Raw genomic sequence first — 24,668 nt, forward strand, 5'->3', positions numbered from 1 at the left:
CCGCAGGACCCCACGCCATCACCGCCTCAGCACCCCTGTCCCGCATGACCCCCACCACCCGCACCACCATCCTCAAACACCTCCGCACCACAGCCGACCACATCAACCAACAACTCCCCTGACGGAGCCAGAGAGACGACCCGGGAAGAGAAGGAGACATCACACCGTATGAGCGACGCCATCCGCGACCTGGTCGCGACCTCATCCCAGGTGCTGGCCGCCACGGGGCACGGCGACCTGATCTGGGGCCACGCCTCCGTCCGCGACCCGGAGGGACGCGGTGTGTGGATCAAGTCGGCCGAGTGGGGGCTGGAGGAGGTCACCGCCGAACGGGTGCAGCTCGTCGACGGCGAGGGCGCAGTGCTGGAGGGCGACGGGAAGCGGCACAGCGAGTACCCCATCCACACCGAGATCATGGCCGCGCGGCCCGATGTCGGCGGCGTCGTCCACACCCACTCGCCGAGCGCGGTGGCGCTGGCCTCCACCGGGCAGCCGCTGCGGCCGGTCAGCCACGCGGCGAACTACTTCGTGCCGCCGCAGGTCCCGTCCTTCACGCTGACCGCCGACCTGATCCTCACCCCTGAGCTCGGCCGTTCGCTCGCGCTCACGCTCGGCGAGGCGCGGGCGGCGTTCCTGGTCAACCACGGCCTGGTGGCCGTCGGCCCGACCCTCCAGGAGGCCACCGTGGCCGCCGTCCTCCTCGAACGCGCCTGCGCGCAGCAGTTGCTGACGCACGCCGCGGGGGGATGGCCGACCTGGTCGCCGCCGGAGGAGTCGCTCGCCAAGCGCGAGCACATCTACAACGACGCGGCCGTCTCCGCCGTGTGGGACTACCTGGTACGGCGGCTCAGGGCGGGGACCTCGGCGGAGTCCAGCGGGATCGGCGTGAACATCGGCGGCTCCTCCTCGGGCGTCAGCGCCGTCGGACCGTAGAGCCACTCGGTGAAGGAGTAGTCGTAGACGTCCCGCGCCCGCAGGATCGCGTTGCGCCGCAGCCGGCGCGGGCCGTCGAGATGCCACAGGTCGCCCCAGTCGCGGGCGGTGAGCAGCACCCGGCGGCAGTGCTCGGGACGGACGGCCTCGTAGGCGGTGAGGACGCCCGGCCAGTCGATCGCGCCGTCCGCGGCGCGGCGGGCCGCGACGTGCCGGGCGAGCACCCAGCCGTCCTCGATCGCCATGATCGCGCCCTGCGCCAGATACTGGAGCGGCGGATGGGCGGCGTCGCCGAGCAGGGCGATATCGCCATGGACCCATGTCATGATCGGATCGCGGTCGTACATCCGCCACCAGCGGTCGCGCCACATCAGCGGGATCCCGGCCCGGACCTCGGGGCAGGCGGCGGCGAAGGCGTCGTCGAGCTCGTCGGGGGTGCCCCAGTCCTCCTCGCCCGCGCGGGCCTTGGGCGACTCGAACACCGCGACCTGGTTGAGCAGCTCGCCGCCGCGCAGGCCGTACAGGACGAAGTGGCAGCGCGGGCCGACGTGGACGGAGACCTCGCTGAGATCGACGTTGCGTTCGGGCGCCACCTGGTCGATCGGCACGGTGCCGCGGTAGGCGACGTAGGCGGAGCTGACCGGTTCGTCGTCGACCAGCAGCTTGCGCGCGACCGAGTGCAGGCCGTCGGCGGCGATGACGATGCGCGCCTGGTCGGTACGGCCGTCCGCCAGGGTCACGCGGGCGCCCGCCCCGGTGTTCTCGTAGCCGGTGACCTTGGCGCTGGTGACCAGGTCGACGCCCGCGCGGCGGCAGGCACGAAGGAAGAGCGCGTGCAGGTCGCCGCGGTGGATGACCATGTACGGGAAGCCGTACCTCCGTTGCAGGTCGATCAGGTCGAGCCGGGTCAGCTCGCTGCCGTCGAGCGCGTCCCGCATCACCATGCTCCGGGGCAGGACGCCGAGGCTCGTGGCCTCCTCCAGCAGGCCGTAGTCGTCCAAAATCCGGGTGCAGTTGGGGGCGAGCTGGATGCCGGCGCCGACCTCGCCGAGCTCGGCCGCCTGCTCCAGCACCCGCACTCGTAGGCCCTCGCGGGACAGGGCGAACGCGGTGCTCAGGCCGCCGATGCCGCCCCCGACGACCAGCACGTCGACGGGTGTGGGGGTGGTGGGAGTGCTCATGCCGCCAGCTTGCAGGCGTCCCATAATGAGGAAGGCGGAATTCTGCTATCCAGAATCGGGCTCCAGTGGACAAGCCTCTGAAGACGCCGCCGGCCTACCTGGTGCGGAGCGTGGACCACGCGCTGAGGCTGGCCGTGATCCTCCAGCTCGAAGGCGGGCTGACGGTCTCGGACGCGGCCGAACGGCTCGGCGTGGCGCGCTCCACCGCGCACCGGCTGCTCGCCATGCTGGTGTACCGGGACTTCGCCGTTCGGGATGACGGGCATGTCTATCGGGCGGGGCCGGTGCTGGAACTGGCCGCCCACTCGCCCTCCTCGGCGGCCCGGCTACGCGAGGTGGCCCTTCCGCATCTGCGGCGGCTGGCCGGTCTGCTGGACGAGTCCACCAACCTCGCCGTGCGCACCGGCGGCACGGCCCGGTTCATCGCCAGCGTGGAATGCGCCCGCACCCTGCGGGTCGGGTCGCGCGAAGGCATGGTGTTCCCGGCGTACCGCACCACCGCGGGACTGCTGCTGCTGGCCGAGCTGCCACCCCAGGAACTCGACGAGCTGTATGCGGACGGCGGGGAGCGGGCGCCCGATCTGCGACGACTGCGGGCCGAGCTGGCACGGGTCCGCCGCAACGGCTTCGCGCTCAACCGCGACCGTTCCGAGCGCGGCGTGACGGCGGTCGGCGTTCCCGTGCGGGACCGTGACGGGACCGCCGTCGCCGGGCTGTCGGTCTCGATGCCCAGCGCCCGCTACGACCGTCACCGGCTGCCGGGGCTGGTCCGCGTCCTCACCCAGGCCGCCGGCGCCATAGAAGCCGGCCTCCCCGGCCCGTCCGCGTAGCGACGTCCCCCACGTACCCTCAAAACGGTGTGAAGGGCATAAAACTGATGTCATTGACCGTCACGCTCGCCTGGGAGGGAGACACGTGCGCGCGCTGGTGATCGAGCATGATCCGATGTGCCCGGCGGGGACGGTGGGGGACCGGCTGGTCCAACGCGGCTTCGACCTGACCCGGCTGACGGTCGTCCCCGCCGAGCGCCGCGAGCGGCCGGACGTCGAGTGCGCCTTCCCCGGCGCCGCGGGCTGGGATCTGATCGTCACGCTGGGCGCGCCCTGGTCGGTGGACGACGAGGCGGCCATCGGCTCGTGGATCGGCGGCGAACTGGCGCTGCTGCGCGAGGCGCATCGGGCCGGGACGCCGGTGCTGGGCGTGTGCTTCGGCGGGCAGGCCCTGGCCACCGCCCTGGGCGGCGGCGTCGAACGCGCCCCCCGCATCGAGCTGGGCTGGAGCGAGATCGAGACCGAGGAGCCGTCGCTGGTCGCGCCCGGCCCGTGGTTCGAGTACCACACCGACCGCTGGGCGGTGCCGCCCGGCGCCGTGGAGGTCGCCCGGAACGACATCGGCTCGCAGGCGTTCCGGATCGGGCGGAGCCTCGGCGTCCAGTTCCACCCGGAGGTCACCCTGCCGATCGTGGAGACGTGGCTGGAGTACGGGGCCAAGCAGGGCGTCGTGGCGGACGGGCTGCTCGACCGCACCAAAGGCATGCTCGCCGCCGCCGAACGCCGTGCCCACGCCCTCGTCGACGGCTTCCTCGATCACGTGGCGCTGAGCCGACCCATGGGATCCCGGCCGGTTCGTTCCGTACCGGCGGAGTCCCGAGCGGGCAGAATGCAGGCATGACTCGGAGTGTGAAGCTCGGTGGCGGTCTCGCTCTGCCGTTGATCGGGTTCGGGACGTGGCAGTTGCGGTCCAAGGCGGCGTACGAGTCGGTCCGGGCGGCACTCGACATCGGTTACCGGCATGTGGACACCGCGACGCTGTACAGGAACGAGTCCGAGGTGGGGAGGGCCGTCAAGGACAGTGGCGTGGACCGGGAGCAGGTCTTCATCACCACCAAGCTGCGCCCGAGCGACGCGCGGCACGCCCGCCGCTCCCTGGAGTCGAGCCTCCGGCTGCTCGACACCGGCTACGTGGACCTGTGGCTCGTGCACTGGCCGCCCGGCCGGGACGAACTCGTCCCCACGTGGGAGGAACTGCTGTCGGCACAGGACGAGGGGCTCGCCCGCAACGTCGGGGTCAGCAACTACAGTCCGGCCCAGATCGACCTGCTGACCAAGGCCACCGGACGGCAGCCGGCGGTCAACCAGATCCCGTGGAGCCCCGCGCAGCACGATCCCGCCCTGCTGGAGGAGCACCGCCGCCGGGGCGTGGTGGTCGAGGGCTACAGCGGCCTGAAGAACACCGACCTGCGCCATCCCGTCCTCACCGGGATCGCTCAGCGGCACGGCGTCACCACCGCACAGGTCGTCCTGCGCTGGCACCTGGAGCACGACATCGTGATCCTGCCCCGGTCCTCGCGCCGCGAGCGCATCGCCGCCAACGTCGACCTGGAGGGCTTCGACCTCACCCCCGAGGACGTCTCGGCGATCGACGCCTTCGGCCGTACCGGCTGAGCGAAGGGCGGGGCCGCCGCCGGAAGACCGGGCGGCGAGTACCCTTGGCCGGTGTTCTCGCCCCAAGGCCCGTCCCTGCGTGAACTGGCGATCCAAGCACTGTCGTCGGTCGAGCGCGGCTACGATCTGCTGGCCCCCAAGTTCGACCACACGCCCTTCCGCACCCCAAGCGCCCTCCTGGACGCGACCGCCGACGCGCTGCGCCCGTTCGGACCGTTCGGTACAGGACTGGACGTGTGCTGCGGCACCGGCGCCGGCATACGGGTCCTCCGGGTCCTGTGCCCGGAACGGATGACCGGTGTCGATTTCAGCGCCGGCATGCTCGCGCGGGCGCGCACGGCACACCCGGACGCCGACCTGGTACGCGCCGACGTCCGGGCCGAACTGCCCTTCTCCGCCGACTTCGACCTCGCGGTCAGCTTCGGGGCCCTCGGGCACTTCCTGCCCGCCGAACGTCCCGCGCTGTTCGCCAACGTGCACCGCGCGCTACGGCCCGGCGGGCTGTTCGCCTTCCCGATCGGCGGCCCGCCGCCCTTCACCTCGGTCTGGTACTGGGCGCTGCTCGGGTTCGACACGGCCATGCGGGTCCGCAACGCGGTGTGGCGTCCCCCGTTCGTCATGTACTACCGCACCGCCCCGCTGCGCGCGGTCCGCGACGACCTGAAGGCGGCCGGGTTCAGCGTGTCCACCGTCCCCCTCAAGGACTTGGGACAGCGCAGGGACGGCGGTCCGCGCTACCGCCTCATCCTCGCGCGCAAGGCCGCTACCGGCCGAAAGCCGGAAGCAGGTCGGACATCGGCGCGGCATCGGTGACGAACCCGAACCGTCCCTCTTTCCGGATGCCGATCCCGCGCTGGAGTCCGTCCCGCTCGGCGCCGAGCGGCTCCTGGTCGTGGTGCCCGCCTCGCACGAGATCACCGAGCGGCGCCTGCCGGGGCTGGGGCCGCTGCGGGACGAGCGCCGGCTCGGCTTCCCGCCCGAACGGCTCCAGCCCGACCCGTTCGGCCAGGTGCCGCGGCGGCACCTGGCTGCGGCCGGGCTCGCCGACCCGTCATCACCGTGATCGACAGCCTCACCGCGCAGAAACGGCTGGTGGAGGCGGGTCTCGGGGTCGCGCTCATGCCGGTGAGCGCCGTCCGCGAGGAGCTGCGCATCGGCAGCCTGCGCACGATCGTGGTCGATGGCCTCGATGCCGAACTGCCCGTCGTCGCCGTGCGGAGGTCGTCGCCGTGCGGAGGAAGGACGGCTACCGCACACCCAAGCTGCGCCGCCCCCTGAAGCCGCCCTCCTCGAGTACCGTCGTGCCATGAGCGACCCCGTCGCGGACATCGTGGCCGACGTCGTGGCGACCACACGGCGCGGCACCGCCGTCTACGGGCTCAACAGGTTCCACGCGCCGTGGGGCGTCCGCGTCCCGCCGGGACGCCTTGCCAGCTTCCACGTCGTCACGGCCGGCGCCTGCTGGCTCGTCCCCGACGGGGGCGAGCCGATCCGGCTCACCCGCGGCGACGCGGTGCTGGTCCTGGCCGACGTCGGGCATGTCCTCGCGGACACTCCCGGCCGCCCCACCCGTTCGATGGAGGAGCTGATCGGCGGGCCGCTCGGCGAGACGGTCCCGGCGGAGGTCCGCATCGACGGACCGGGCCCGCTCACCGGCCTGGTCTGCGGCGGCTACCTGCTGGACGGCGGCCCCCGGCACCCGCTGACCGCGCTGCTGCCCCCGGTCGTACGGGTCGGCGCGGCACAGGCTCAAGGCAGCGGCCTCGCCGCCGCCGTCGACCTGCTCACCGCCGAGGTCGACCGCTCCGACCCCGGCTCGCGCGCCGTCGTCGGCACGCTGCTCGACCTGCTGATCGTGTACCTGCTGCGCGCCTGGCTCGCCGCACCCGGCGCCCCCGGCGACGGCTGGCTGCGCGCACTGCGCGACCCGGCGGTCGGACAGGCGCTCGCGCTGGTACACGCGGAGCCCGCCCGTCCGTGGACGGTGGCCGCGCTCGCCCGGGCCGTCGGCACGCCGCGCGCCACGTTCGCCCGCCGGTTCACCGCGCTCACCGGGCGGGCGCCGATGGCGTACGTGACCGAGTGGCGGATGACCGTCGCCGCCCGGCTGCTGCGCGAGGGACGTGAGCCCTTGCGCGAGATCGCCGGGCGGGTCGGGTACGACTCGGAATTCGCGTTCGCCCGCGCCTTCAAACGCGCGGTCGGCGAGTCGCCGGGCCGCTACCGGCAGAGAACCGGGCGCTAGCCGGGACGGCACCCCCGGGGCCGCAGGCGTCGGATCGAGGTGCCGCGCTGGTCAGCGTGGCGCGGACGAGGTCCTCGCCGGCGCCCACGCCGCCGCCGCCCCGGCCGCGAACTCGGCGAAGCTGATCGGAGGCCGGCCCGTCACGGTGGCCACCACATCGTTCAGCACCCCGAACGCGCCGGTGGCGAGGGCGTTGGTGTACAGCTCGCCGATCGCCTCGGCGACCTCCCGCGACATGCCCGAGTCGACCAGCATCGCGCTGAACCGGTCGCGCCCCGCCTCCACGTACCTGATCGGCCTGCCCGCGGCGGCCGAGATCAGCGTGGTGACCTCCGCCATCGTGAGCCGCTCGGGGCCCACCACGGGGTATCCCTTCCCCTCGTGGCCGTCCTCGGTGAGCGCGACCGCCGCGACCGCGGCGATGTCATCGGCGGACACCCACGAGACCAGGCCGTCACCGCCCGGCAGGACGATCTCGTCGCGCTCGCGGATGCTCTCGTCCGTCCGCGTCGAATGCGGTTCGGAGAAGTTCTGCATGAACGCGCCGGGCCGCACGATGGTGCCGGGCGTCCCGGACGACTCCACGGCGAGTTCGACGCGGCGCAGCGGGTCGTCGGGCGGTGCCCCGTCCACGCCCAGCGCCGACAGCAGCACGACCCGGCGTACGCCGGCCTTCGCCGCACCGTCGAGCAGCGTGGCCACCTGTTCCGCGGGATCGCCCGTCGCGCCCGGATCCCCGTAGACGATGTAGATCGCGTCCACTCCCTTGCGTGCGGCCTCGTACGTGCTCTCGTCCGCCCAGTCGAACCGGACCGGCTCGACGCCGGGACGGGCGATGCCCGGCCTCCGGCCGGCCGCCCGCACGGTGGCGCCGCGTCGAACGAGCAAGGGGATCAGGCGGCGCCCGGTCTTACCGGTCGCCCCGGTCACCAGGATGGTGTCGGTCATGTAAGCCTCCGAATGGTCGGCCCTTAGCGGACCGCTCAACCATAGGGACGGCTATCTGGGACGATCCATAACAGTTCGCCGCCAAAAAATATCCGATCGTCTCACTGACTCGTGCCGGACCGGTCCGCGTAGATTCCTTCGAGCATTCCGGTGGCCTGCCCGACCTCGATCAGGTAGCCGTCGGGATCACGCATGTAGCACCGGAGCTCCGCCTTGCGGTCGATGGGCTCGGTGAGGAACTCGGCGCCTTTGGCGCGTGCCTCGGTGGAGAAGGCCGCGATGTCGGCGACCCGCACGTTCATGAAGGCCGACACGGTGTCCGTTCGCTCCGGCGCCTTGAGCGTGATGCCCGGCTTGTCGGGGGTGGGGCCGCCGCCCGGGTTCATGATGATCCAGGTGTTCGCCACCTTCACGATGCAGGGGTTCTCCTCGAGGACGACCTCGCCGCCGAAAACACCGGCGTAGAACTCCCGTGCGCGTGCCACGTCCCTGACGGTCAGGAAATGGGTCAGGACCAGCCCCCGCTCCGGTGCCGGCCATTTGTCTCGCTGCATGATCCCCACCTACCCGGACGGCCCCGTTCAACCCGCGCGTTCGGCGTCCCAGGTGGCGGGGGTGACGCCTTGGCGCTTGAGGTGGAACTTCTCGACCTTCTCGGTCGGGGTCTTCGGGAGGGCGTCCACGAACTCGATGTAGCGGGGCACCATGAAGGCCGGGGCGTTGTCGCGGCAGTACCGGTGCAGCCGGTCGGGCGTCAGCTCGGCTCCCGGCTTGAGAACGACGCAGACCTTCACGTCCTCTTCGGTGAGCTCACTGGGGACGCCGACCGCGGCGCTCTCCAGGACGGCGGGGTGCGAGTCGACGAGCTGCTCGACCTCGTAGGCGGAGATGTTCTCGCCGCGCCGGCGGATGGAGTCGGATCGGCGGCCGTGGAAGGTGAGGTAGCCGTCCGGGTCGAGGGAGCCCAGGTCGCCGGTACGGACCCAGCCGTCCTCGTCGATGGTCTCGGCCGTCGCCTCGGGCATGCCGTGATAGCGGGTCATGGTGAGGCCCGGTTCGCGCCCGCGCACGAGGATCTCGCCGACGCCGGGTTCCGGGGACGGCCCGTCGCTCGCGCCGGGCGCGAGCGGGGCGATCCTCACCTCGTACGGGTCGATGACACGGCCGCAGGTGCCGGTGCGCCGGGTGCCGTCGATCGGGTCGTAGACCGGGACGCCTGCGTCGGTGAGGCCGTAGACCTGGAACAGCGGGAACCCGAAGCGCCGTTCCCATGCGTCCCGCCAGTCGGGCATCGGCACGCCCCAGGCCAGGCGCACCCGGTGGTCGCGGTCGGCGGGCGTGGGCTCGCGCTTCCAGAGGATGGTCAGCGTCGCGCCCATGAAGTTGAACACCGAGGCGTCGAAGGCCCTGACCTCGTCCCAGAAACGGGACGCGCTGAACCGGCGGCCGAGCGCCGCGGTGGCGCCGGCCGACAGGGCGGCGACGACGGTCAGGGTCGCCGCGTCGACATGGAACAACGGGAAAGGGCTGTACAGCACGTCGTCGGCGCGGAAACCGAACTGCGCCGCGTGGATCTGTCCCTGCCGGGCCAGGTAGCGGTGGGAGAGCACGCACGCCTTCGACACGCCCGTGGTGCCCGAGGTGAACAGCATCGTGGCGGCGCCGAGGTCGTCCCCGCGATGGACGGGGGCGTGATCGCCACCGTCGATGAGGTCCGGCAGGTCCAGGCGTTCCATGCGTCCCGCCGGAGGGGCGGCGGGCCGGGGCGCGGTGGCGCCGCCGGGCGTGCGGTGGACGATGAGGGTGCGGACCGATTCCAGCTCGGCCAGGACGTCGGCGAGCGGTGCCTGCAAACTGTCGTCCACGACGACGATCGCGGGTTCGGCGACCCGCAGCACATGGACGAGGCGGGCTCCGACCAGCGCGGTGTTGACAGGGACGTGCACCGCGCCGAGCCGGGCGAGGGCGAACCACACGATGACCTGTTCGAGGCTGTTGTGCATCAGCAGCGCGACCGTCGTGCCCGGCCGGACACCCGCGCGCCGCAGCGACCCCGCCAGGGTGGCAGCCTTCGCCTGCGCTTCGGCGTAGGTGAGGTCCCCATCGGCAGTACGGAGGAACGCCGCGTCCGGAATGGCCTCGGCGCGCTCCGCGAGCATCGCGGTGATGGTACCGGCGGTGGCCGTCTCCGGCCCGGTCATCGTTCCGCCGGGACGTCGAAACCGAACAGGGCCGCCGCGTTGTCGTGGAACAGCGCCGTCAGCGTCGCCTCGTCCAGCCCGGAGTCGCGCCACTCGGCCAGGGCCCGCCGCGGTTCCATCACCGGCCAGTCGCTGCCGTAGAGGATCTGCCCGCGCAGCAGGTTGGGCATCATGCCGAACAGCGCGTCCCAGCCGGTCCCCGGCCTGGCCACATACTTCGGCGCCAGCGCCCCGAATTCGAGGTGGACGGTCGGGTGGCGGCGGGCGACGGCGGCGAACTCGGTGGCCCACGGCCATCCCGCATGACAGGCGACGATCTTCAGGTCGGGGAAGTCGCAGGCCACCTGGTCGAGCATCTCCGGACGCTCGTGCCGCAGCGGATGCATGCGGGAGTAGGTGATCCCGGTGTGGACGCACGCGATCAGACCGAGCTCCTCGGCGCGCGCGTACATCGGATACAGAACGCGGTCGTCGATGTCGAGGCCGAAGAACGCCGGTTGCAGGGTGACGCCGAGCATCCCCATGTCCGCGATCCGGGCGGCCTGGAGCGCCATCTCACCGGGACGGCGGCCGGCGATGTCCAGGCAGCCCACGCCCCTGAACACCGACGGACGGTCGGAGACCACCCGGGCCAGCGCCTCGTTCAGCGCGTCGCCGTCCTCGCCGCCCTCCGATTCGGCGTGCATCACGGCCTGGGTGATCCCCTCGGCCTCCATGCACGCCAGCAGCCCTTCCAGGGTGCCGCCGTTCATCTTCTCGCGCAGGTTCAGCACCCTGTCGTACTGCTCGGTCTGCCGTCTCGGCGCCGAGTACTCCGCGTCCGGGCGCAGGTCCTGAGGGAGCCGCACCCGGGCATCGATCACCGTCACGCCGTGGCCTCCTCCCGGTCCGCGTCGGCGGGCTCGATGTCGAGCCTGATCGGGGGCGGGAGGGCGTGCGGCTCGTGGCCGGGGACGGCACCGACGACGCGGCAGCCGAACTCGACGAACCGCGCCTGCACGTCCGCGACGCTCGACCGTCCGTCGGGCCGGAACCAGTGCGCCACCCCGTTGCACATCTCAAGGATCGCCAGCCGCGCGAGATGGACGTCGGTGACGTGGAACGCCCCCGTCCGGACGCCGCGTTCGAGCACGGCCCCCAACATCGACTCGTAGTCGTCCCGCAGCGCGACCAGCGCGCGGCGGTTCTCCGGCGACAGCGACCGCATCTCCTGGTCGGTCACCTGCGCCGTCATCGGGTTGACCGCCGAGATCCCGACATGCGAGGCGATGAGCGCGCCGAGCTGGAGGGTCGGGTCGTCCGACGACGCGACCGCCGCCCGCCCGCCGCGCAGCAGCTCGTCCAGGCAGGTGCGCATGATCGTCACCAGCAGTTCTTCCTTGCCGCCGCCCGCGTAGTGGTAGAGCGTGGCCGAGTTGATCCCCACGGCCGTGCCCAGCTCGCGGATCCCGGTCGCGGCGAACCCCTTCCGCGCGAACAGCCGCACCGCCGCCCGCTGCACGTCCTGCCTCCGCAACTCCGCCCGCCTTTGTCCATCCATCAATCGATTGATTGGGACATGACCTTCACACGGGCCTCTTCCCTTGTCAACAGGTACCACGGGCGTTGTCAGCATCACAGCCGCGGATGGAACAGTCCGCGGCGCAGTAGCCGACGCGAACGCCCCGTCACCAACACGGGCGACGGGGCGTACGTGGGGAGTGCGGGGCGTCACCACATGGCGCGGTGCCTACCGATGTACACCCGCCGACGCGACGCAACGAACACCGTGGCGCTACCCGTCACCAGCGCCACGCCGATGATGAACGCGGCCACCAAGAGCACCATCATGCCGCGCCCCCGTCCGTCGTGCCGGACACGTCGCCCACGTCGTCGGACGCCAGGAACCGCGCCCGTTCACGGGAGCGCCCAGAGTCCCCATTCCGGGCCGGGAACAGTGCCCACAGGCGATCCATACGCGCCGTCTCCCGCACACACGCGTCAAGCGTCGGGCCGAACACGGCAGGCTCGATTCCTGCCGCGTGCTCCCGCTCAGACACGCGGTAACGGACACGGGCGACCCAGTGGTCCCCGCACAGTTCCGGAGCATGCCACCGCGCCGACGTGGTGGCCGTAGGGTTGGTTTGCAACGGGCTGACTCCCTTGCAGTCGGTTCCGCCAGACCCCCGGAAGACGTGTCCGCGTTCCCGGGGGTCGTTCTGTCTCAGGTTGACCATAGACGAGAACACCCGTGAACACACGTGAACACCGGTCATACCCACGGGCGTGTAACCGTGTTCTGGTGGATCTTTCCGCCATCAATCTTGACCAGCCCCGCCCCGCGTACCGGATCATTGCCGACGCCATCGCGGACGAGATCCGCGCGGGCAGGATCAAGGCGGGGCAGCGGATACCGTCCGCTCGGGCGATCGCGGACGGCGCGGGCGTGTCACTCCGCACGGCCGACGCTGCGCTACGCGTGTTGCGCGAAGCGGGCTTGACCGTGAGCGTTCACGGACTCGGGACGTTCGTCGCTGAGGACGTGGGACCCGACGCGGACGACTAGCCCTCGCGTTGTGCAGCGCTGCACACACACCCCAGGAACGCAACCCAACGAATCCCGTCCGGCGCGAGTGAAAATCTGTCGCTCACACGCGGCCATGCCTTCCGCGCTTCATGCGGCCGATACGAGAATTGCGCCTTGTGGCCTCCACCCCGGAGGCGGCGGGCAACGCCCTGATGCCGCTGATCCTGCTGGCCTTCCTTGGGAGCGGCTTCGTCCCGACCGAATCCATGCCCGCCGCCATCCGCTGGTTCGCCGAGTACCAGTCGTTCACCCCGATCATGGAGACGGACGCCGGGCTGACCTGGAGGCGTGAAACCGGGGTGTGTCGGCGTGAAAGCGGGGTGAAGGCTTCGGGAAACCGGCATCGCCGACAGTGCGTTCATGCAGATCGCAGAGATTGACGAAGCCGGGCGCCGGCCCGCCGACCCTTCCATCGAGGACGGGGCGGGCCTGGCCGTCCGGGCGACGGGGCTGGTGAAGGCGTTCGGCCGTCACCGCGCCGTCGACGGCATCGACCTCGCCGTGCGTCCCGGTGAGATCTTCGGGGTGTTGGGACCGAACGGCGCCGGCAAGACGACCATGTTGCGGATGCTGGCGACCCTGCTGAGGATCGACGCCGGGCGCGCCGAGATCTTCGGTGTGGACGTCGCCGCGAACCCGCATGTGATCCGGCAGCTCGTCGGGGTCACCGGGCAGTACGCCTCGGTCGACGAGAACCTGACCGCGCGTGAGAACCTCTGGCTGTTCGCCAGGCTGCAGGGCATCGCGTCCAGGCGCGCCCGGCGGCTGGCCGCCGACCTGCTCGCCCGGTTCGGCCTGGAGGAGGCGGCGGACAAGCCGATCGCGCAGTTCTCCGGCGGGATGCGGCGGCGCCTGGATCTGGCCGCCAGCCTGATCTCCACCCCGCCGCTGATCTTCCTGGACGAGCCGACCACGGGCCTGGACCCGCGCACCCGAGGCCAGATGTGGAAGACCATCCGCGGTCTGGTCGCCGACGGCTGCACGGTGCTGCTGACCACCCAGTACCTCGACGAGGCCGACCAGCTCGCCGACCGGGTGGCCGTCATCGACCGCGGACGCAAGGTCGCCGAGGGAGCGCCGGAGGAGCTCAAGACCACCGTCGGGAACTCCACCCTCCAGCTCGTGCTCACCGAGCCGGGCCAGGCGGCCGAGGCCGTGCCGGTCCTGCGGCGCGTCCTGGGGTCCGACCCGGTCCTCAGCCCCGAGCAGGGCCGGATGAACGTCGCGCTGGAGAAGGCCGACCTGGCCGCCGACGCGCTGATCGCGCTGCGCACCGCCGGGGTGTCGATCTCCTCGGTGAGCGTGGCCAAGCCCAGCCTCGACGAGGTGTTCCTCGCCCTCACCGGCCATGGGACGGGCGAGGACGACGAGACCGGCAAGGGAGAACCGCGATGACCGCGACCATGATCGAGCCCGCGCGGGTGGCGGACCGGGTGGCGTCCGCCCGGCGGCGCGTCGGCGTGGGCGAGACGCTGAGCCAGACGATGACGATGGCGTGGCGCGCCCTGAAGAAGATGCACCGCAACCCCGAGCAGTTCTTCGACGTGGCGCTGCAGCCGATCCTGTTCACCGCCATGTTCGCCTACATCTTCGGAGGCGCCATCGCCGGCGATGTGAAGAGCTACCTGCCCATGATGATCCCCGGCATCCTCGCCCAGACCGTGCTGACCACGTGCATGGCCACCGGGACGCAACTGCGCGAGGACATGGAGAAGGGCGTCTTCGACCGGTTCAAGTCGCTGCCGATGGCGCGGATCGCGCCGCTGGCCGGGCCGATGGTGGCCGACCTGGTGCGCTACATGATCGCCGCGGTGCTGACCTTCGGCATGGGCCTGGCGATCGGCTACCGGCCCGGCGGGGGAGTGCCCGGCGTGCTCGGCGCGGTCCTGCTCGCGGTCTTCTGCGGCTGGTCGCTGGCGTGGGCGTTCACCTGGGTCGGGACGATCGCCCGCAGCGCCCAGGCGGTGCAGGGCATCTCGATGATGATCCTGTTCCCGCTGACGTTCCTGTCCAACGCGTTCGTCCCGGTCGAGTCCCTGCCGGGCGGGCTGGAGGCGTTCGTCCGCGTCAACCCGGTCTCGCACCTGGTCTCCGCCGCCCGCGACCTCGCCAACGACGGGGTCGTCAGCGGGCAGGTGGCCTGGACGGTGCTGGCCTGCCTAGCCGTCATCGTGGTCTTCGCGCCGCTGTCGGTGCGCAGCTACAAGCGGCACATCTGAGCCGGCCCGCGCGGCATGGCCGCGCAGCCCCGCCGCGAGACGCCGTGCCTCACCGAGCAGGTCCGCGCCGCGCCGGTCGCCGAACTCGGCCCGCACGGCCTCGATCGCGCCCGGCGCGGCCCGCTCGGCGTACGGTTCGATCCGCCCGAAGGCCATCGTGGGCGCGGCGTGGTTGTAGCCGAACCGCTGCGCGACCACCAGCCACCTGACCGCCTCGCGCGGGTCCAGGGCCTCGCGCAGCAGGCCCCAGGCCCCGAACGCGTACAGCATGGAACCGCACACCGGGTAGTCGAGGAACGTGTTCGCCTCGGACAGCACGTCGTTGATACGGGTCGTGGCCAGCGTCTCGAACAGCTCCTCGCCGTACCGCAGGTCTTCGGAACCAGCGTGGTAGGCGTGGGCGGTCAGGGCGAGCGATTCCGCGGCGACCGCCCACGGCTCGATCCCGGTCCTGGGCACCCCCGGCAGGAGAAGATCACGCGCCTGCCGTACGGCGAGGCGGTACTCGGCCAGGGCGGCGGCCGTCTCGCCGCGCGCCAGGGCGAGCTCGGCGGTGCACATGCGGACGACCGCGAGCCCGCCGAGCACCACCTCGTCGTCGTGGACGCGGGCGATCTCGCCGATCTCGGCCTCGGCCGCCTCCAGGTCGTCCTCGGCGAGCGCGGCGAGGCACATCACCGCGCGGAGCTGCAACTCGTCGTCCACCGCTCCGATCCGGCCGAGGACGGGGAGCGCGGCGCGCGCATGGCCGACCGCCCGCCGGGGGTCCCCGGTCAGCATGGTGGTCTGGGCGAGTCCCGCGTGCAGGATGGCCGGGAACCACGGCCCGTCCTCCTCGCGCGTCAGCGCCAGCGCCTGCCTGCCCGCCTCGGCCGCCCCCGCCAGGTCGCCCGCGTTCTCCAGGACGTACGCGCTCAACTGCGCCGCGATCATCGCCACATGACGGTCGGAGCTGGAGCGCAGCTCCTCAAGCCGCCGCCGGGTGCTCGCGCCGTCGGACGGGTCGCACGCCATCAGCACCGTCGACCACGCGGCGACGCGGCGGTCGGTCGTGCCGTGGAGGGGCAGCCTGCGGAGCAGGCCGCGCAGCTCCTTGTGGCGGTCGCCGGTGAGGGCGAGCATGTTCATCAGGACGATCAGCAGCGCGCCCCGGGTGGCCTCCTCCAGCTCCGGAGGCGGGTACCAGCCGATGAGCGCCCGCGTGACCGCGTCCCCGAGCGCGATGATCCGCGCATGGTCGCCGCGCACCGACCACAGCGCGCCGACGCCGGCCAGCAACCGCACCGCCGTCCCCGGGTCGGGTTCGGCGAGCGCCTGGCGAAGCAGCTCGGCGAGGTTGCCCTCCTCCGCCCGCAGCGCGTCCACCACGGCGAACTGGTCCCTGCTGAACATGAGCGCGGCGTTGCCCATGGCGTAATCCGTCGCCCACGCCCGCTGCGCGCTTCGCGCCTCCGCCTCGTCGCCGGAGTCCACCAGCCGCATCCGGCCGAACTCCCTGACCGTCTCCAGCATCCGGTAGCGCAGGCCGAACGCCGTCTCCCGCACGTTCAGCAGCGACTGCTCGACCAGCGCGTCCACGGCGTGCAGGGCGCCGGGGCCCAGCACCCGCTCGGCCGCGGCCAGGGTGAAGCCGTCGCCGAACAGCGACAGCCGGCGCAGGGCCCGCCGTTCCGGCTCCTCCAGCAGGTTCCACGACCAGTCGATGACCGCGAGCAGCGTCTGGTGCCGGTCGGGCGCGCTGCGGTCGCCGCCGCGCAGCAGGGCGAACCGGTCGGCGAGGCGGCGCCCGATCTCCTCCACCGACATGGCCCGGACCTTGGCGGCGGCCAGCTCGATCGCGAGGGGCAGCCCGTCGAGCCGGGTGACGATGCCGGTGACCGCGCGCTCGTCCAGCCTCGCGCCGGGCCGGGCCGCCGTCGCCCGCTGCCGGAACAGGTCGACCGCGTCCTCGACGCCCAGCTCACCCAGCGGGTAGACGCGCTCGGCGGGGATGGCCAGGGGCGCGCGGGACGTGGTGAGCACGCGCAGGTCGCGGGTGGTCCTGACGAGGAGGGCGACCAGGTCGGCGACGGCCTCGATCACATGCTCGCAGTTGTCCAGGATCAGCAGCGCCGGCGCCTGGCCGAGGTGCTGGGCGATCCGGGCGCGAATGTCGGCCCGCTGCTCGGGGGTCAGCGTGTGGCGCCCGCTCACCGAGTCGCGCACCCCGAGCACCGAGCCGACCTCGCCCACCACGCCCTCCGCGGAGGAGACGCCGACCAGCTCGACGAAGTGGACGATCGGCTGCGGGGCCTTCCTGCCGACGACATGGGCCAGCCGTGTCTTGCCGAGGCCCCCGGGACCCGTGATCGAGACCACCCGGTGCGCCTGGAGCAGGGCGTGGACCGCGCCGATGTCGTCGTCGCGCCCGAGCAGCGGAGAGTCGTCGAACTGGAGCCCCTGCCGCACCGGCCGGTCGGCGGCGAGCAGTTCCGCGTGCACGCGGGCCAGCTCGGGTCCCGGGTCCGCGCCGAGGCGTTCCCTCAGCTCCGCGCGGTACCGGGCGTAGCGTTCCAGCGCCGCGGCCGTTCCGCGGGCCGCCGCCTCGCTGCGCAGCAGGCAGGCGAGAAGGTCCTCGTCGCGCGGCCGGGCCGTCGCCGCCTCCTCCAAGAGGGGCAGCGCCCCCTCATGATCGCCGCTCCTGCACAGCGCGATGCCCAGCAGGCGGCGTGCCTCGGCCACATGCCCGGCGGCGAGGGCCCTCACATCGGCCAGCGGGCCGGTGGACGCCGCCACGCCGTTCGCCGCGAGACCCAGCGCCTCCTCGGCCCGGCGGCGCGCGAGGACGGCGTCGCCCTCGCCCAGCGCGTCACGGGCTTGCGCCACCAGGGTGCCGAGGAGGAGCACGTCCACGTCCTCGTCGGCCAGGCCCAGCCGGTACCCGCGCGCCGTCCGCACCACCGCGTCGGCCGAGGTCGCGGCCCGGGTCCGCGACACCACCACCTGGAGCGCCTTGGTCGGGTTCGCGGGCGGCCCGTTCCCCCACAGCTCCTCCACGAGAAGGTCATCACCGGCACCCGACCGCCCGTACAGAGCGAGCACCGCCAGGAGGGTCTGCGCGCGATCCCCGATCACGCGCTCCCCCCGCCAGCGAACGCCGTCGAGCAAGGTCAGAACGGGACCCACACCCCCAGCCTACGGCGCCGTGCCCAAGGCACCGAACGCCGTGACGTCCGGCCGAACCTCGATGTCACCTACCGCGTACCAGGGGTAGGCCCCTCAGGCCACCGGCACGCGGACGAGGTGGTGCAGTGGAACCGGGAACGCGGCTCAACGAACGCTATCGGCTACGCGTACGGCTCGGCGAGCGCGGCGGTCCGGAGGTGTGGCGGGCGGCGGACGAACTGTTCGACCGCACCGTCCTCGTCACGTTCCTCGGCCCCGACGAGGGCGGTCATGACCGTCACCAGCGGCAGGTGAAACGCCTGGCGGGCCTCTCCCATCCGGCGATCGCGGCGATCTTCGACTACGACCGGACGCGGAACGCCGACGGGCTCCTCGCCTCGTTCGTCGTGACCGAGCTGCCGGACGGCGAGGACCTCGGCACCCGGCTCGAACGGAACCCGCCCTCGTACTGGGAGGCGCTGGACATCTGCGCGCGGGTGGCGGAGGCGCTGGCCGCCGCCCACGCCGCCGGGGTGACGCACGGAAGCCTGGAACGCGGGAAGATCGCGCTCACCTCGGGCGGCGTCAGGGTGACCGGCTTCGAGACCGGGACCCCCGCGGACGGCGGACCGCAGGAGGCGGCCGACGTCTTCGCGCTCGGCGTGGTGCTGTCGGAGTGCCTGGGCGCGAGCCTCGGCCTGGACGCGCGTTCGCTGACGAGCCTGCCCGAGCAGGTGGCCGGCCTGCGCCGCCAGTGCTGCGCGATGGAGGCCGAGGACAGGCCGTCGGCGGCACGGGTCGCCGCGATCCTCGCACGCGCCGGCCGCCCTCCGGACGGGACGGATCAGCGACCCGGAGTCCCGGTGCGGCGCTCGCCGCGGTCCCCGGCCCGGCGCGGCGGCCGTATCGCGGTCGCGTTCACCCTCCTCGCCGTGATCGGGGCGACCGTGGGCGTGCTCCTGTCCTCGCGGGACGCCGCCCCTGGCCGTTCACCCGCCGGGCGGGACACCGCGCTCGCGGACCGGCCGCCGATGGAAGTCGCCACCGCCCCGTCGCTCTCGACGGACGCGGCGCGCACGGTCGAGGCGCTGAGCGGCGTGCAGGCGCGGGTGTACGGCGCCGTCGACGATGGGGAGATCCGCTCCGACGTGGCGCTGGACCTCGGCAACGTCATCGGCAACCTGCGGAACGACCTCATCTCGAACCAGAGCGTCGACGTACCGGCCAGGATCGACCAGCTCAAGGAGAAGGTCTCCACCCGGCAGAGGGAACGGGTGCTCAGCGACGGGCTCGCGACCGAACTGATCTCCTCCCTGTCCAGGATCTCCCCGTGAGGCCCCAACGGGCGCACACCATGCTCGCCGGCGGCCTGGTCGCCGCGTCGGTGGCCGCCGCGACGCTCCAGGGCACGATCAACGGGGCCATACCCAGCCGGGAGTCCGTCCCGCTCGCCCCGCTGGACAGGGGCCGGGACGACACCGGCACGCCGGCACCGTCGTCCTGGCCCACGGCGATGACCGTCTCCCCGACAGCGGACGGCGAGCCCCGGCCGTCGCTTCGGCCCGAGCACCCCAGGCCCACCCGTACCGTGCCGAGGGTGCCGGACGGCCGGTTCGCCGACCTGCTGCGGCGCTTTGAGACCTCGATCCGTCAGGGGCTGAGCGTCGGCGCGATCCGCCCCGACGTCGCCCGCGACCTCGGCAACGTGCTCGCGGACCTGCGGCGCGACGTCGATCCCGACGACCCCCGTGAGGTGAGGCACGGCGTCGCCCGCCTGGAGGAGAAGGTCCGGACCCGGACCCGCGAGGGCGCCATCACCCGGCATCGGGCCGACGAACTCCTCCAGATCCTCGACAGCGCGCCCTGAGCCGCACGCCTGGGCGGACTCAGGCGCCGGCCGCGGTCCGGTCGCCGTCCACGGTGAAGGCCAGGCGCACACCGGGCTCCGCGGGCGGCCGGGTCTCGCCGTTCACCCGGATCCGCACCGCGCTTCCGTCCTCCACCACCACGGCGAGCCGGCGCTCGTCGCTGACGAAGGTCTCGCCTCGCGCCATGACCCTGCTGACCAGGATCTCGCCGTCGCCCGGCTTGGCGACGTACACGCGGGTGCGCGTCCCGGTGACCGTGATGGCGAGCACCGGCACGGCCGTCGGCGAGGCGGGCCGGCTCTCGCTGCTCTGGGGCGCGATGCCGGCGCTCACCGGGTCGGCGGCGGTGTCGACGGCGCGCCACAGCGCGTAACCGCCGACGGCCAGCAGCGCGACGGCGATGGCGATCGCGCCCACCGCCATCATGATCCTCAGGAACCCTTGGGGGTCCCTCCGGTGTCGTGCCACAGCCGAACCCTAGCGCCACAACGGCCCCCGGCGGCGCGGAAGCCGAACGAACCCGATGGCGATCATGATCCTCCGGCGTCTTCTGGAAAGTTGTGATCTGCTAGGAATGTCATAGTCACGGCCCGGTTCGCCCGCGTCAGGTCCCGCTTCCGCCGGAGGGAATCGACGATGAAGTCGGCCACAGCGTCGTCCAGCACCGGCTCCGAGTGTCCGGTAGCGGCCCGGTGACGGCGCCTGCCGACGACGAGGATCTGGGGGCGCTGCGGGTCCGAGTACGGGCGCTGATCGAGGAATGGCTGGCGCGGGGACGGTTCACTCCCCAGTGCGACGCCTGGCTGCGCGGGCACGACCCCGCCTTCAGCGAGGCGCTGGCGGCCAACGGCTGGATCGGCATGACCTGGCCCCCCGAGCTGGGCGGCGGCGGGAGGTCCAACGCGTCACGGCTGGTGGTGACCGAGGAGCTGCTGCGCGCGGGCGCGCCGGTGGCCGCCCACTGGATCGGCGACCGGCAGATCGGCCCCGCGATCCTCCGCCACGGCTCGGCCGCGCTGCGGCGCGCCTACCTGCCGCGGATCGCGCGTGGCGAGGTGACGTTCTGCCTGGGGATGAGCGAGACCGAGTCCGGTTCCGACCTGGCGTCCGTGCGGACGGTGGCCGAGCCGGTCGAGGGAGGCTGGCGGCTGCGCGGCAGCAAGATCTGGACCAGCCATGCCCACAGGTCGACCCACGCCTACGTGCTCGCCCGCACCGACTCCAGCGGGTCCAAGCACGAGGGGCTCACCGAGTTCATCGTCGATCTGGCCGCCGACGGCGTGGAGGTGCGGCCCATCCACGACCTGCGCGGCGATCACCATTTCAACGAGGTGACCTTCGACGGGGTCTTCGTGCCGGACGACCACGTTCTCGGAACGCCCGGCGACGGCTGGAAGCAGGTCACCGACCAGCTCGCCTTCGAGCGCGGCGGCATGGAACGGGTGCTGAGCACCTACCCGCTGCTGGCCGCGACCGTGGCGGCGGCCGGCCGGCCCACCCCCGAGGTGGCCGCCCGCATCGGCGAGACGCTGGCCCGCCTGGCGACGCTGCGACGCCTGGCGTGGCGCATCGCGGTGGCCATGGACGCGGGTGAGGCGCCCATACGGCAGGCCGCGATGCTCAAGGATCTGGGCACCGTGTTCGAGGGCGACGTCAACGAGCTGGCACGGGCCGTGCTCCAGGTCGAGCCCGACCCGTCCGCGCCGGGCCAGGCCGGGCTCCTCGCGCAGGGGGTGCTGGCCGCGCCCGGTTTCACCATTCGTGGCGGCTCCACCGAGGTGCTGCGCACCATCATCGCCCGTGCGGCCACCGAACCCGGACGGCCCGATGATCCTTCGGGGCTGCGGTCGGTGGCCGACGACGTCCTGGACGGGCACGGTGGCGACCCGCCGGGCGAGCCCGCCGTGCCGCCGCCAATCTGGAGCACCGTGACCGAGCTGGGGTGGCCCGGTGTGGGGACGCCGGAGGAAGACGGCGGTTCCGGCGGCGAGCTGGGCGACCTGGCCGTGCTGGTCGAGGCGTGCGGGCGGCACACGGTGGCCGTGCCCCTCGCGGAGACGGCCTGGGCGCGGATACTGCTCGCCAAGGCGGGGCGGCCTCTCACGGAGGACATCGCGACCGTCGCACTGCCCCACGGCGAGGTCCCCACGCTGGACGGCGGCTCCCTCTCGGGCACCGTGCCCCGCGTGCCGTGGGGATGCGCCGCGCGGCGCCTGGTCGTGCCCGCGCGGGACGCCACCGGCGCCGTCGTGCTCGTCGCCGTGGCCGCGGAGGCCCCGGGAGTGGTACGCGAACCCGGGACCAACCTCGCGGGCGAGCCCCGCGACCTGGTGCGTTTCGAGGGAGTCCCTGTCGGCGGCGCCGACGTCGCGGGCCCCGTGCCCGACCTCCACGACCTGGCGGCGACCGGTGCCCTGCTGCGGGCGGCGGCGATCGTCGGCGCCCTGGAGACCGCCGTCGCCCGCACCATCGCGCACATCACCGTGCGGGAGCAGTTCGGCCGTCCACTGATCGCCTTCCAGGCGGTCGGGGGGATCCTCGCCCGGATGGACTCGCACCTGACGCTGGCGCGCACGGCGGTGGAGGCGGCGGTGGCGGCGAGCCGGGAAGGGACGGACGTCGACCGTGCCGGCGCGGCGTTCGTCATCGCGGGCATGGCGGCCACCGAGGTCGCACGCGGTGCGCACCAGCTCCACGGCGCGATCGGGGTGACGCGCGAGCATCCGCTGCACCTGGCCACCCGCCGGCTGTGGTCCTGGCGGGACGAGCTCGGCGGCGACCGGCACTGGGCACGCCTTCTCGGCGAACGACTGGCCCCGCTCGGCCCCGACGGCGTCTGGAACTGGGTCACCCAGGACCTGGACGGCGCGGACCACGGGACGCCATGACCCCGGCCCGGCGGGCGCGGGTCAACAGTCGGGGGTGACCAGTCCCGTCTGGTAGGCGATGACGACGAGCTGCGCGCGGTCACGGGCGCCCAGTTTGACCATCGCGCGGCTGACATGGGTGCGCGCGGTGGCCGGGCTGAGGTGCAGCTCGGCGCCGATCTCGTCGTTGCTCAGGCCCTGTCCGACCAGGCCGAGCACTTCGCGTTCGCGCTCGGTGAGGACGGCGAGCCGGTCCTCCGCCGCCTGGGCCGCCGTCCGCCGCGCGGTGAACTGGCCGATGAGGCGCCGGGTGATGCGCGGCGCGAGCAGCGCCTCTCCCGCGGCGATCACCCGGATGGCGTGCAGCAGCTCGGCGGGCCCGGCGTCCTTGAGGAGGAAGCCGCTCGCACCGGCCTGGAGCGCGTCGAACACGTGGGCGTCGGTGTCGTAGGTGGTGAGGATGAGGATCCGCACGCGCTCCAGCCCGCGCGTCTCGGTGATCTGGGCCGTGGCCTGGATGCCGTCCAGCCTCGGCATGCGGATGTCCATGAGGACGACGTCGGGACGCACGGCGCGGGCCCGCTCGACGGCCTCGGCGCCGTTGGTCGCCTCACCGACGACGGTCACGTCGTCCTCGACGTCGATCAGCAGCTTGAGGCCGGAGCGCACGAGCCGCTCGTCATCGGCCACCAGGACCTTGATCGGAGCATTGGCCGGTGGTGTCGCGGCTCCGGCGTTCACGGGTGCGACCCGTTCGGGACCAGCGGAAGCCGCGCGGTGACCTCGAAGCCCCCCTCCGGGGTGGGGCTGGCGTGGAGGTCTCCGCCGAGCAGCCGGCAGCGCTCCCGCATGCCGAGGATGCCCCGTCCGGGTTCGGCGGCCGTGGCCTGCCGGGCGTCCGGGGCGTGGCCGGACCCGGCACCGCGGCCCTCGTCGGTCACACGGATCTCCAGGACGTCGGTTCCCGGATCCAGCGCGACCCTCACCCGGGTCGGGCCGGCGTGCCGGATCACGTTGGTGATCGACTCCTGGAGGATGCGGTAGGCGGCGCTGCCCACCGCGCTCGGCAGCGGCGCCGTGGGCGCGGTCGCTTCGAGCGTCACGTCCAGCCCGGCGGCGCGTGCCTTGGCGGCGAGCTCGCCGATCTGCTCCAGGCCCGGGTACGGCGTGCGGTCGTCGTCGCCGTCGCGCAGGACGCCGAGGATCGCCCGCATCTCCCGCAGCGCCCGGGAACTGGTCTGCTCGATGGTCCTGAGCGCGTCGCGGGCCTGTTCGGGCCGCTTGTCGAGGACGTGCGCGGTGACCCCGGCCTGCACGTTGATGATCGCGATGGCGTGCGCGACGGTGTCGTGGACCTCGCGCGCGATCCGGAGCCGTTCGGCGTCGACCCGGGCGCGCGCCTCCTCCTCGCGGGTCCGTTCCGCCAGCTCCGCGCGCTTCTGCGCCTCCACCGCGATGACCCGCCGGGACCGCACGGACTCGCCGAGGGCCGCGCTCATCACCGCGGCGCCGATGCGGAAGAACACCCAGCCGAGGGCTTCGGGCGGCTCGACGTCGGCACCCGCCACCAGCCACCCGACGGCCAGCACCGCGATGCCCGCGCCGGCGATCGCCACCGACCGGCGCCCGTCACCGTAGGCGGCGAGGCTGTAGAGGGAGAGGAAGACCGCGAGCCACCCCGGCCCGTCGGGGAAGTCGAGACCGTAGTACACCAGGCTGGCGAGCGCGACGGTGACGAACACCGCGACCGGCCACCGGCGGCGGACGGCCAGGGCCAGACCGCTCACCACCAGGAGCGCGTACCCCAGGTTCCCGATGTCGCTGAGCGGTCGCAGTGCCCCCTCGGCGGCGACGCGGGCGATCGTGCCCTGCACCTGCATCACGGTGATGAAGAACGCGAGCGCCACGTCCTGCGCCACCACCCCAGGGGAGAACGATGCGGCGCGGCGTTTCATGGCGCAATCGTACAGTTCAGCCGCGCGAGCGAGGCTCCCCCTCAAAGCGCGAAAGGGCTCCACCGGCAGGCGTAGCGAGAGCCGCACCCACTACGCC

25 protein-coding genes are annotated in these 24,668 nt (G+C 72.8%); 15 read left to right on the forward strand and 10 right to left on the reverse strand.

The window, feature by feature from the left end; translation table 11 throughout:
* Positions 1–168: 168 nt before the first annotated feature.
* Positions 169–933, forward strand: a complete 765-nt coding sequence (locus tag QSK21_RS33300) for a class II aldolase/adducin family protein (protein ID WP_285701623.1) — start codon at positions 169–171, stop codon at positions 931–933.
* Here the strand turns inward: QSK21_RS33300 and QSK21_RS33305 are convergent.
* Positions 831–2,114 (reverse strand): FAD-dependent oxidoreductase, encoded by a 1,284-nt coding sequence (locus QSK21_RS33305; RefSeq protein WP_285701624.1) that lies wholly within the window; start codon positions 2,112–2,114, stop codon positions 831–833. The genes QSK21_RS33300 and QSK21_RS33305 overlap by 103 nt on opposite strands.
* A 65-nt stretch (positions 2,115–2,179) precedes the next feature.
* On the opposite strand from QSK21_RS33305, the gene QSK21_RS33310 reads away from it, so the two are divergent.
* The 7 genes from QSK21_RS33310 to QSK21_RS33340 all read left to right on the forward strand — a co-directional run bounded on the left by QSK21_RS33310 (position 2,180) and on the right by QSK21_RS33340 (position 6,803).
* Entirely contained in the window at positions 2,180–2,944 is a 765-nt protein-coding gene (locus tag QSK21_RS33310) for an IclR family transcriptional regulator (RefSeq protein WP_285701625.1), read from the forward strand.
* Between the two features lie 85 nt (positions 2,945–3,029).
* Positions 3,030–3,785 carry a type 1 glutamine amidotransferase gene (locus QSK21_RS33315; RefSeq protein ID WP_285701626.1) on the forward strand — a complete coding sequence of 252 codons (756 nt, stop codon included), beginning with the start codon at positions 3,030–3,032 and terminating at the stop codon, positions 3,783–3,785.
* Positions 3,782–4,558 carry an aldo/keto reductase gene (locus tag QSK21_RS33320; protein ID WP_285701627.1) on the forward strand — a complete coding sequence of 259 codons (777 nt, stop codon included), beginning with the start codon at positions 3,782–3,784 and terminating at the stop codon, positions 4,556–4,558. The genes QSK21_RS33315 and QSK21_RS33320 overlap by 4 nt, the downstream gene beginning before the upstream one ends.
* 51 nt (positions 4,559–4,609) lie before the next feature.
* The gene (locus tag QSK21_RS33325) at positions 4,610–5,371 is read left to right on the forward strand and encodes a class I SAM-dependent DNA methyltransferase (RefSeq protein WP_285701629.1); all 762 of its coding nucleotides are present in this window, start codon (positions 4,610–4,612) and stop codon (positions 5,369–5,371) included.
* Positions 5,372–5,453: 82 nt separating this feature from the next.
* On the forward strand, positions 5,454–5,621 hold the full coding sequence (locus QSK21_RS33330) for a hypothetical protein (RefSeq protein WP_285701630.1): 168 nt from the start codon (positions 5,454–5,456) through the stop codon (positions 5,619–5,621).
* The gene (locus tag QSK21_RS33335) at positions 5,618–5,836 is read left to right on the forward strand and encodes a LysR substrate-binding domain-containing protein (protein ID WP_285701632.1); all 219 of its coding nucleotides are present in this window, start codon (positions 5,618–5,620) and stop codon (positions 5,834–5,836) included. Before QSK21_RS33330 ends, QSK21_RS33335 begins: the two co-directional genes overlap by 4 nt.
* Positions 5,837–5,864: 28 nt before the next feature.
* Positions 5,865–6,803 (forward strand): AraC family transcriptional regulator, encoded by a 939-nt coding sequence (locus QSK21_RS33340; RefSeq protein ID WP_285701633.1) that lies wholly within the window; start codon positions 5,865–5,867, stop codon positions 6,801–6,803.
* A 51-nt stretch (positions 6,804–6,854) separates the two neighbouring features.
* On the opposite strand, the gene QSK21_RS33345 is transcribed toward QSK21_RS33340, so the two are convergent.
* From QSK21_RS33345 to QSK21_RS33365, 5 genes are all read right to left on the reverse strand, one after another.
* Positions 6,855–7,751: an NmrA family NAD(P)-binding protein gene (locus QSK21_RS33345; protein ID WP_285701634.1), complete on the reverse strand. Its 897-nt coding sequence runs from the start codon at positions 7,749–7,751 to the stop codon at positions 6,855–6,857.
* 101 nt (positions 7,752–7,852) lie between these two features.
* Positions 7,853–8,305: a VOC family protein gene (locus QSK21_RS33350; RefSeq protein ID WP_285701635.1), complete on the reverse strand. Its 453-nt coding sequence runs from the start codon at positions 8,303–8,305 to the stop codon at positions 7,853–7,855.
* A 27-nt stretch (positions 8,306–8,332) separates the two neighbouring features.
* A complete protein-coding gene (locus QSK21_RS33355) occupies positions 8,333–9,952 on the reverse strand; it encodes an AMP-binding protein (protein ID WP_285701636.1) in 1,620 nt (539 codons plus the stop codon).
* Positions 9,949–10,821 carry an amidohydrolase family protein gene (locus QSK21_RS33360; RefSeq protein ID WP_285701638.1) on the reverse strand — a complete coding sequence of 291 codons (873 nt, stop codon included), beginning with the start codon at positions 10,819–10,821 and terminating at the stop codon, positions 9,949–9,951. Before QSK21_RS33360 ends, QSK21_RS33355 begins: the two co-directional genes overlap by 4 nt.
* A complete protein-coding gene (locus tag QSK21_RS33365; RefSeq protein WP_285701639.1) occupies positions 10,818–11,468 on the reverse strand; it encodes a TetR/AcrR family transcriptional regulator in 651 nt (216 codons plus the stop codon). The genes QSK21_RS33360 and QSK21_RS33365 overlap by 4 nt, the downstream gene beginning before the upstream one ends.
* A gap of 765 nt (positions 11,469–12,233) precedes the next feature.
* On the opposite strand from QSK21_RS33365, the gene QSK21_RS33370 reads away from it, so the two are divergent.
* The 4 genes from QSK21_RS33370 (at position 12,234) to QSK21_RS33385 (ending at position 14,737) form a co-directional block, all read left to right on the forward strand.
* A complete protein-coding gene (locus QSK21_RS33370) occupies positions 12,234–12,497 on the forward strand; it encodes a GntR family transcriptional regulator (protein WP_285701641.1) in 264 nt (87 codons plus the stop codon).
* 137 nt (positions 12,498–12,634) lie between these two features.
* On the forward strand, positions 12,635–12,898 hold the full coding sequence (locus tag QSK21_RS36405) for a hypothetical protein (protein WP_502871622.1): 264 nt from the start codon (positions 12,635–12,637) through the stop codon (positions 12,896–12,898).
* Positions 12,879–13,913 (forward strand): ATP-binding cassette domain-containing protein, encoded by a 1,035-nt coding sequence (locus QSK21_RS33380; RefSeq protein WP_285701642.1) that lies wholly within the window; start codon positions 12,879–12,881, stop codon positions 13,911–13,913. The genes QSK21_RS36405 and QSK21_RS33380 overlap by 20 nt, the downstream gene beginning before the upstream one ends.
* A complete protein-coding gene (locus QSK21_RS33385) occupies positions 13,910–14,737 on the forward strand; it encodes an ABC transporter permease (protein ID WP_285701643.1) in 828 nt (275 codons plus the stop codon). The genes QSK21_RS33380 and QSK21_RS33385 overlap by 4 nt, the downstream gene beginning before the upstream one ends.
* On the opposite strand, the gene QSK21_RS33390 is transcribed toward QSK21_RS33385, so the two are convergent.
* Positions 14,678–17,851 carry an ATP-binding protein gene (locus QSK21_RS33390; RefSeq protein ID WP_285701644.1) on the reverse strand — a complete coding sequence of 1,058 codons (3,174 nt, stop codon included), beginning with the start codon at positions 17,849–17,851 and terminating at the stop codon, positions 14,678–14,680. The two genes, QSK21_RS33385 and QSK21_RS33390, sit on opposite strands and share 60 nt — an antisense overlap.
* Before the next feature lie 176 nt (positions 17,852–18,027).
* Between QSK21_RS33390 and QSK21_RS33395 the strand changes: the two genes are divergently transcribed.
* Complete coding sequence (locus tag QSK21_RS33395; protein WP_285701645.1) at positions 18,028–19,215, forward strand: serine/threonine-protein kinase; 1,188 nt, start codon at positions 18,028–18,030, stop codon at positions 19,213–19,215.
* A complete protein-coding gene (locus QSK21_RS33400) occupies positions 19,212–19,748 on the forward strand; it encodes a hypothetical protein (RefSeq protein WP_285701647.1) in 537 nt (178 codons plus the stop codon). The genes QSK21_RS33395 and QSK21_RS33400 overlap by 4 nt, the downstream gene beginning before the upstream one ends.
* A 19-nt stretch (positions 19,749–19,767) precedes the next feature.
* Here the strand turns inward: QSK21_RS33400 and QSK21_RS33405 are convergent, their stop codons facing one another.
* The gene (locus QSK21_RS33405; protein ID WP_285701648.1) at positions 19,768–20,217 is read right to left on the reverse strand and encodes a hypothetical protein; all 450 of its coding nucleotides are present in this window, start codon (positions 20,215–20,217) and stop codon (positions 19,768–19,770) included.
* A 224-nt stretch (positions 20,218–20,441) separates the two neighbouring features.
* On the opposite strand from QSK21_RS33405, the gene QSK21_RS33410 reads away from it, so the two are divergent.
* Complete coding sequence (locus QSK21_RS33410) at positions 20,442–22,637, forward strand: acyl-CoA dehydrogenase family protein (RefSeq protein ID WP_285701649.1); 2,196 nt, start codon at positions 20,442–20,444, stop codon at positions 22,635–22,637.
* Positions 22,638–22,658: 21 nt separating this feature from the next.
* Here QSK21_RS33410 and QSK21_RS33415 read toward each other — a convergent pair whose 3' ends face one another.
* Both QSK21_RS33415 and QSK21_RS33420 read right to left on the reverse strand, forming a co-directional pair.
* Positions 22,659–23,357 (reverse strand): response regulator transcription factor, encoded by a 699-nt coding sequence (locus tag QSK21_RS33415; RefSeq protein ID WP_285701650.1) that lies wholly within the window; start codon positions 23,355–23,357, stop codon positions 22,659–22,661.
* Positions 23,354–24,571 (reverse strand): sensor histidine kinase, encoded by a 1,218-nt coding sequence (locus tag QSK21_RS33420; RefSeq protein WP_285701651.1) that lies wholly within the window; start codon positions 24,569–24,571, stop codon positions 23,354–23,356. The genes QSK21_RS33415 and QSK21_RS33420 overlap by 4 nt, the downstream gene beginning before the upstream one ends.
* Between the last annotated feature and the right edge of the window lie 97 nt (positions 24,572–24,668).

Origin of the sequence: Actinomadura sp. NBRC 104412 (assembly GCF_030269515.1) — a bacterium.
GTDB lineage: Bacteria > Actinomycetota > Actinomycetes > Streptosporangiales > Streptosporangiaceae > Spirillospora.

Excerpts from the sequence above, each read along its gene's own strand:
- QSK21_RS33380 (WP_285701642.1), top strand. The coding sequence starts at position 12,879 with ATGCAGATCGCAGAGATTGACGAAGCCGGGCGCCGGCCCGCCGACCCT.
- QSK21_RS33300 (WP_285701623.1), top strand. The coding sequence starts at position 169 with ATGAGCGACGCCATCCGCGACCTGGTCGCGACCTCATCCCAGGTGCTG.
- QSK21_RS33350 (WP_285701635.1), bottom strand. The coding sequence starts at position 8,305 with ATGCAGCGAGACAAATGGCCGGCACCGGAGCGGGGGCTGGTCCTGACC.
- QSK21_RS33355 (WP_285701636.1), bottom strand. The coding sequence starts at position 9,952 with ATGACCGGGCCGGAGACGGCCACCGCCGGTACCATCACCGCGATGCTC.
- QSK21_RS33420 (WP_285701651.1), bottom strand. The coding sequence starts at position 24,571 with ATGAAACGCCGCGCCGCATCGTTCTCCCCTGGGGTGGTGGCGCAGGAC.
- QSK21_RS33385 (WP_285701643.1), top strand. The coding sequence starts at position 13,910 with ATGACCGCGACCATGATCGAGCCCGCGCGGGTGGCGGACCGGGTGGCG.
- QSK21_RS33340 (WP_285701633.1), top strand. The coding sequence starts at position 5,865 with ATGAGCGACCCCGTCGCGGACATCGTGGCCGACGTCGTGGCGACCACA.
- QSK21_RS33345 (WP_285701634.1), bottom strand. The coding sequence starts at position 7,751 with ATGACCGACACCATCCTGGTGACCGGGGCGACCGGTAAGACCGGGCGC.
- QSK21_RS33305 (WP_285701624.1), bottom strand. The coding sequence starts at position 2,114 with ATGAGCACTCCCACCACCCCCACACCCGTCGACGTGCTGGTCGTCGGG.
- QSK21_RS33320 (WP_285701627.1), top strand. The coding sequence starts at position 3,782 with ATGACTCGGAGTGTGAAGCTCGGTGGCGGTCTCGCTCTGCCGTTGATC.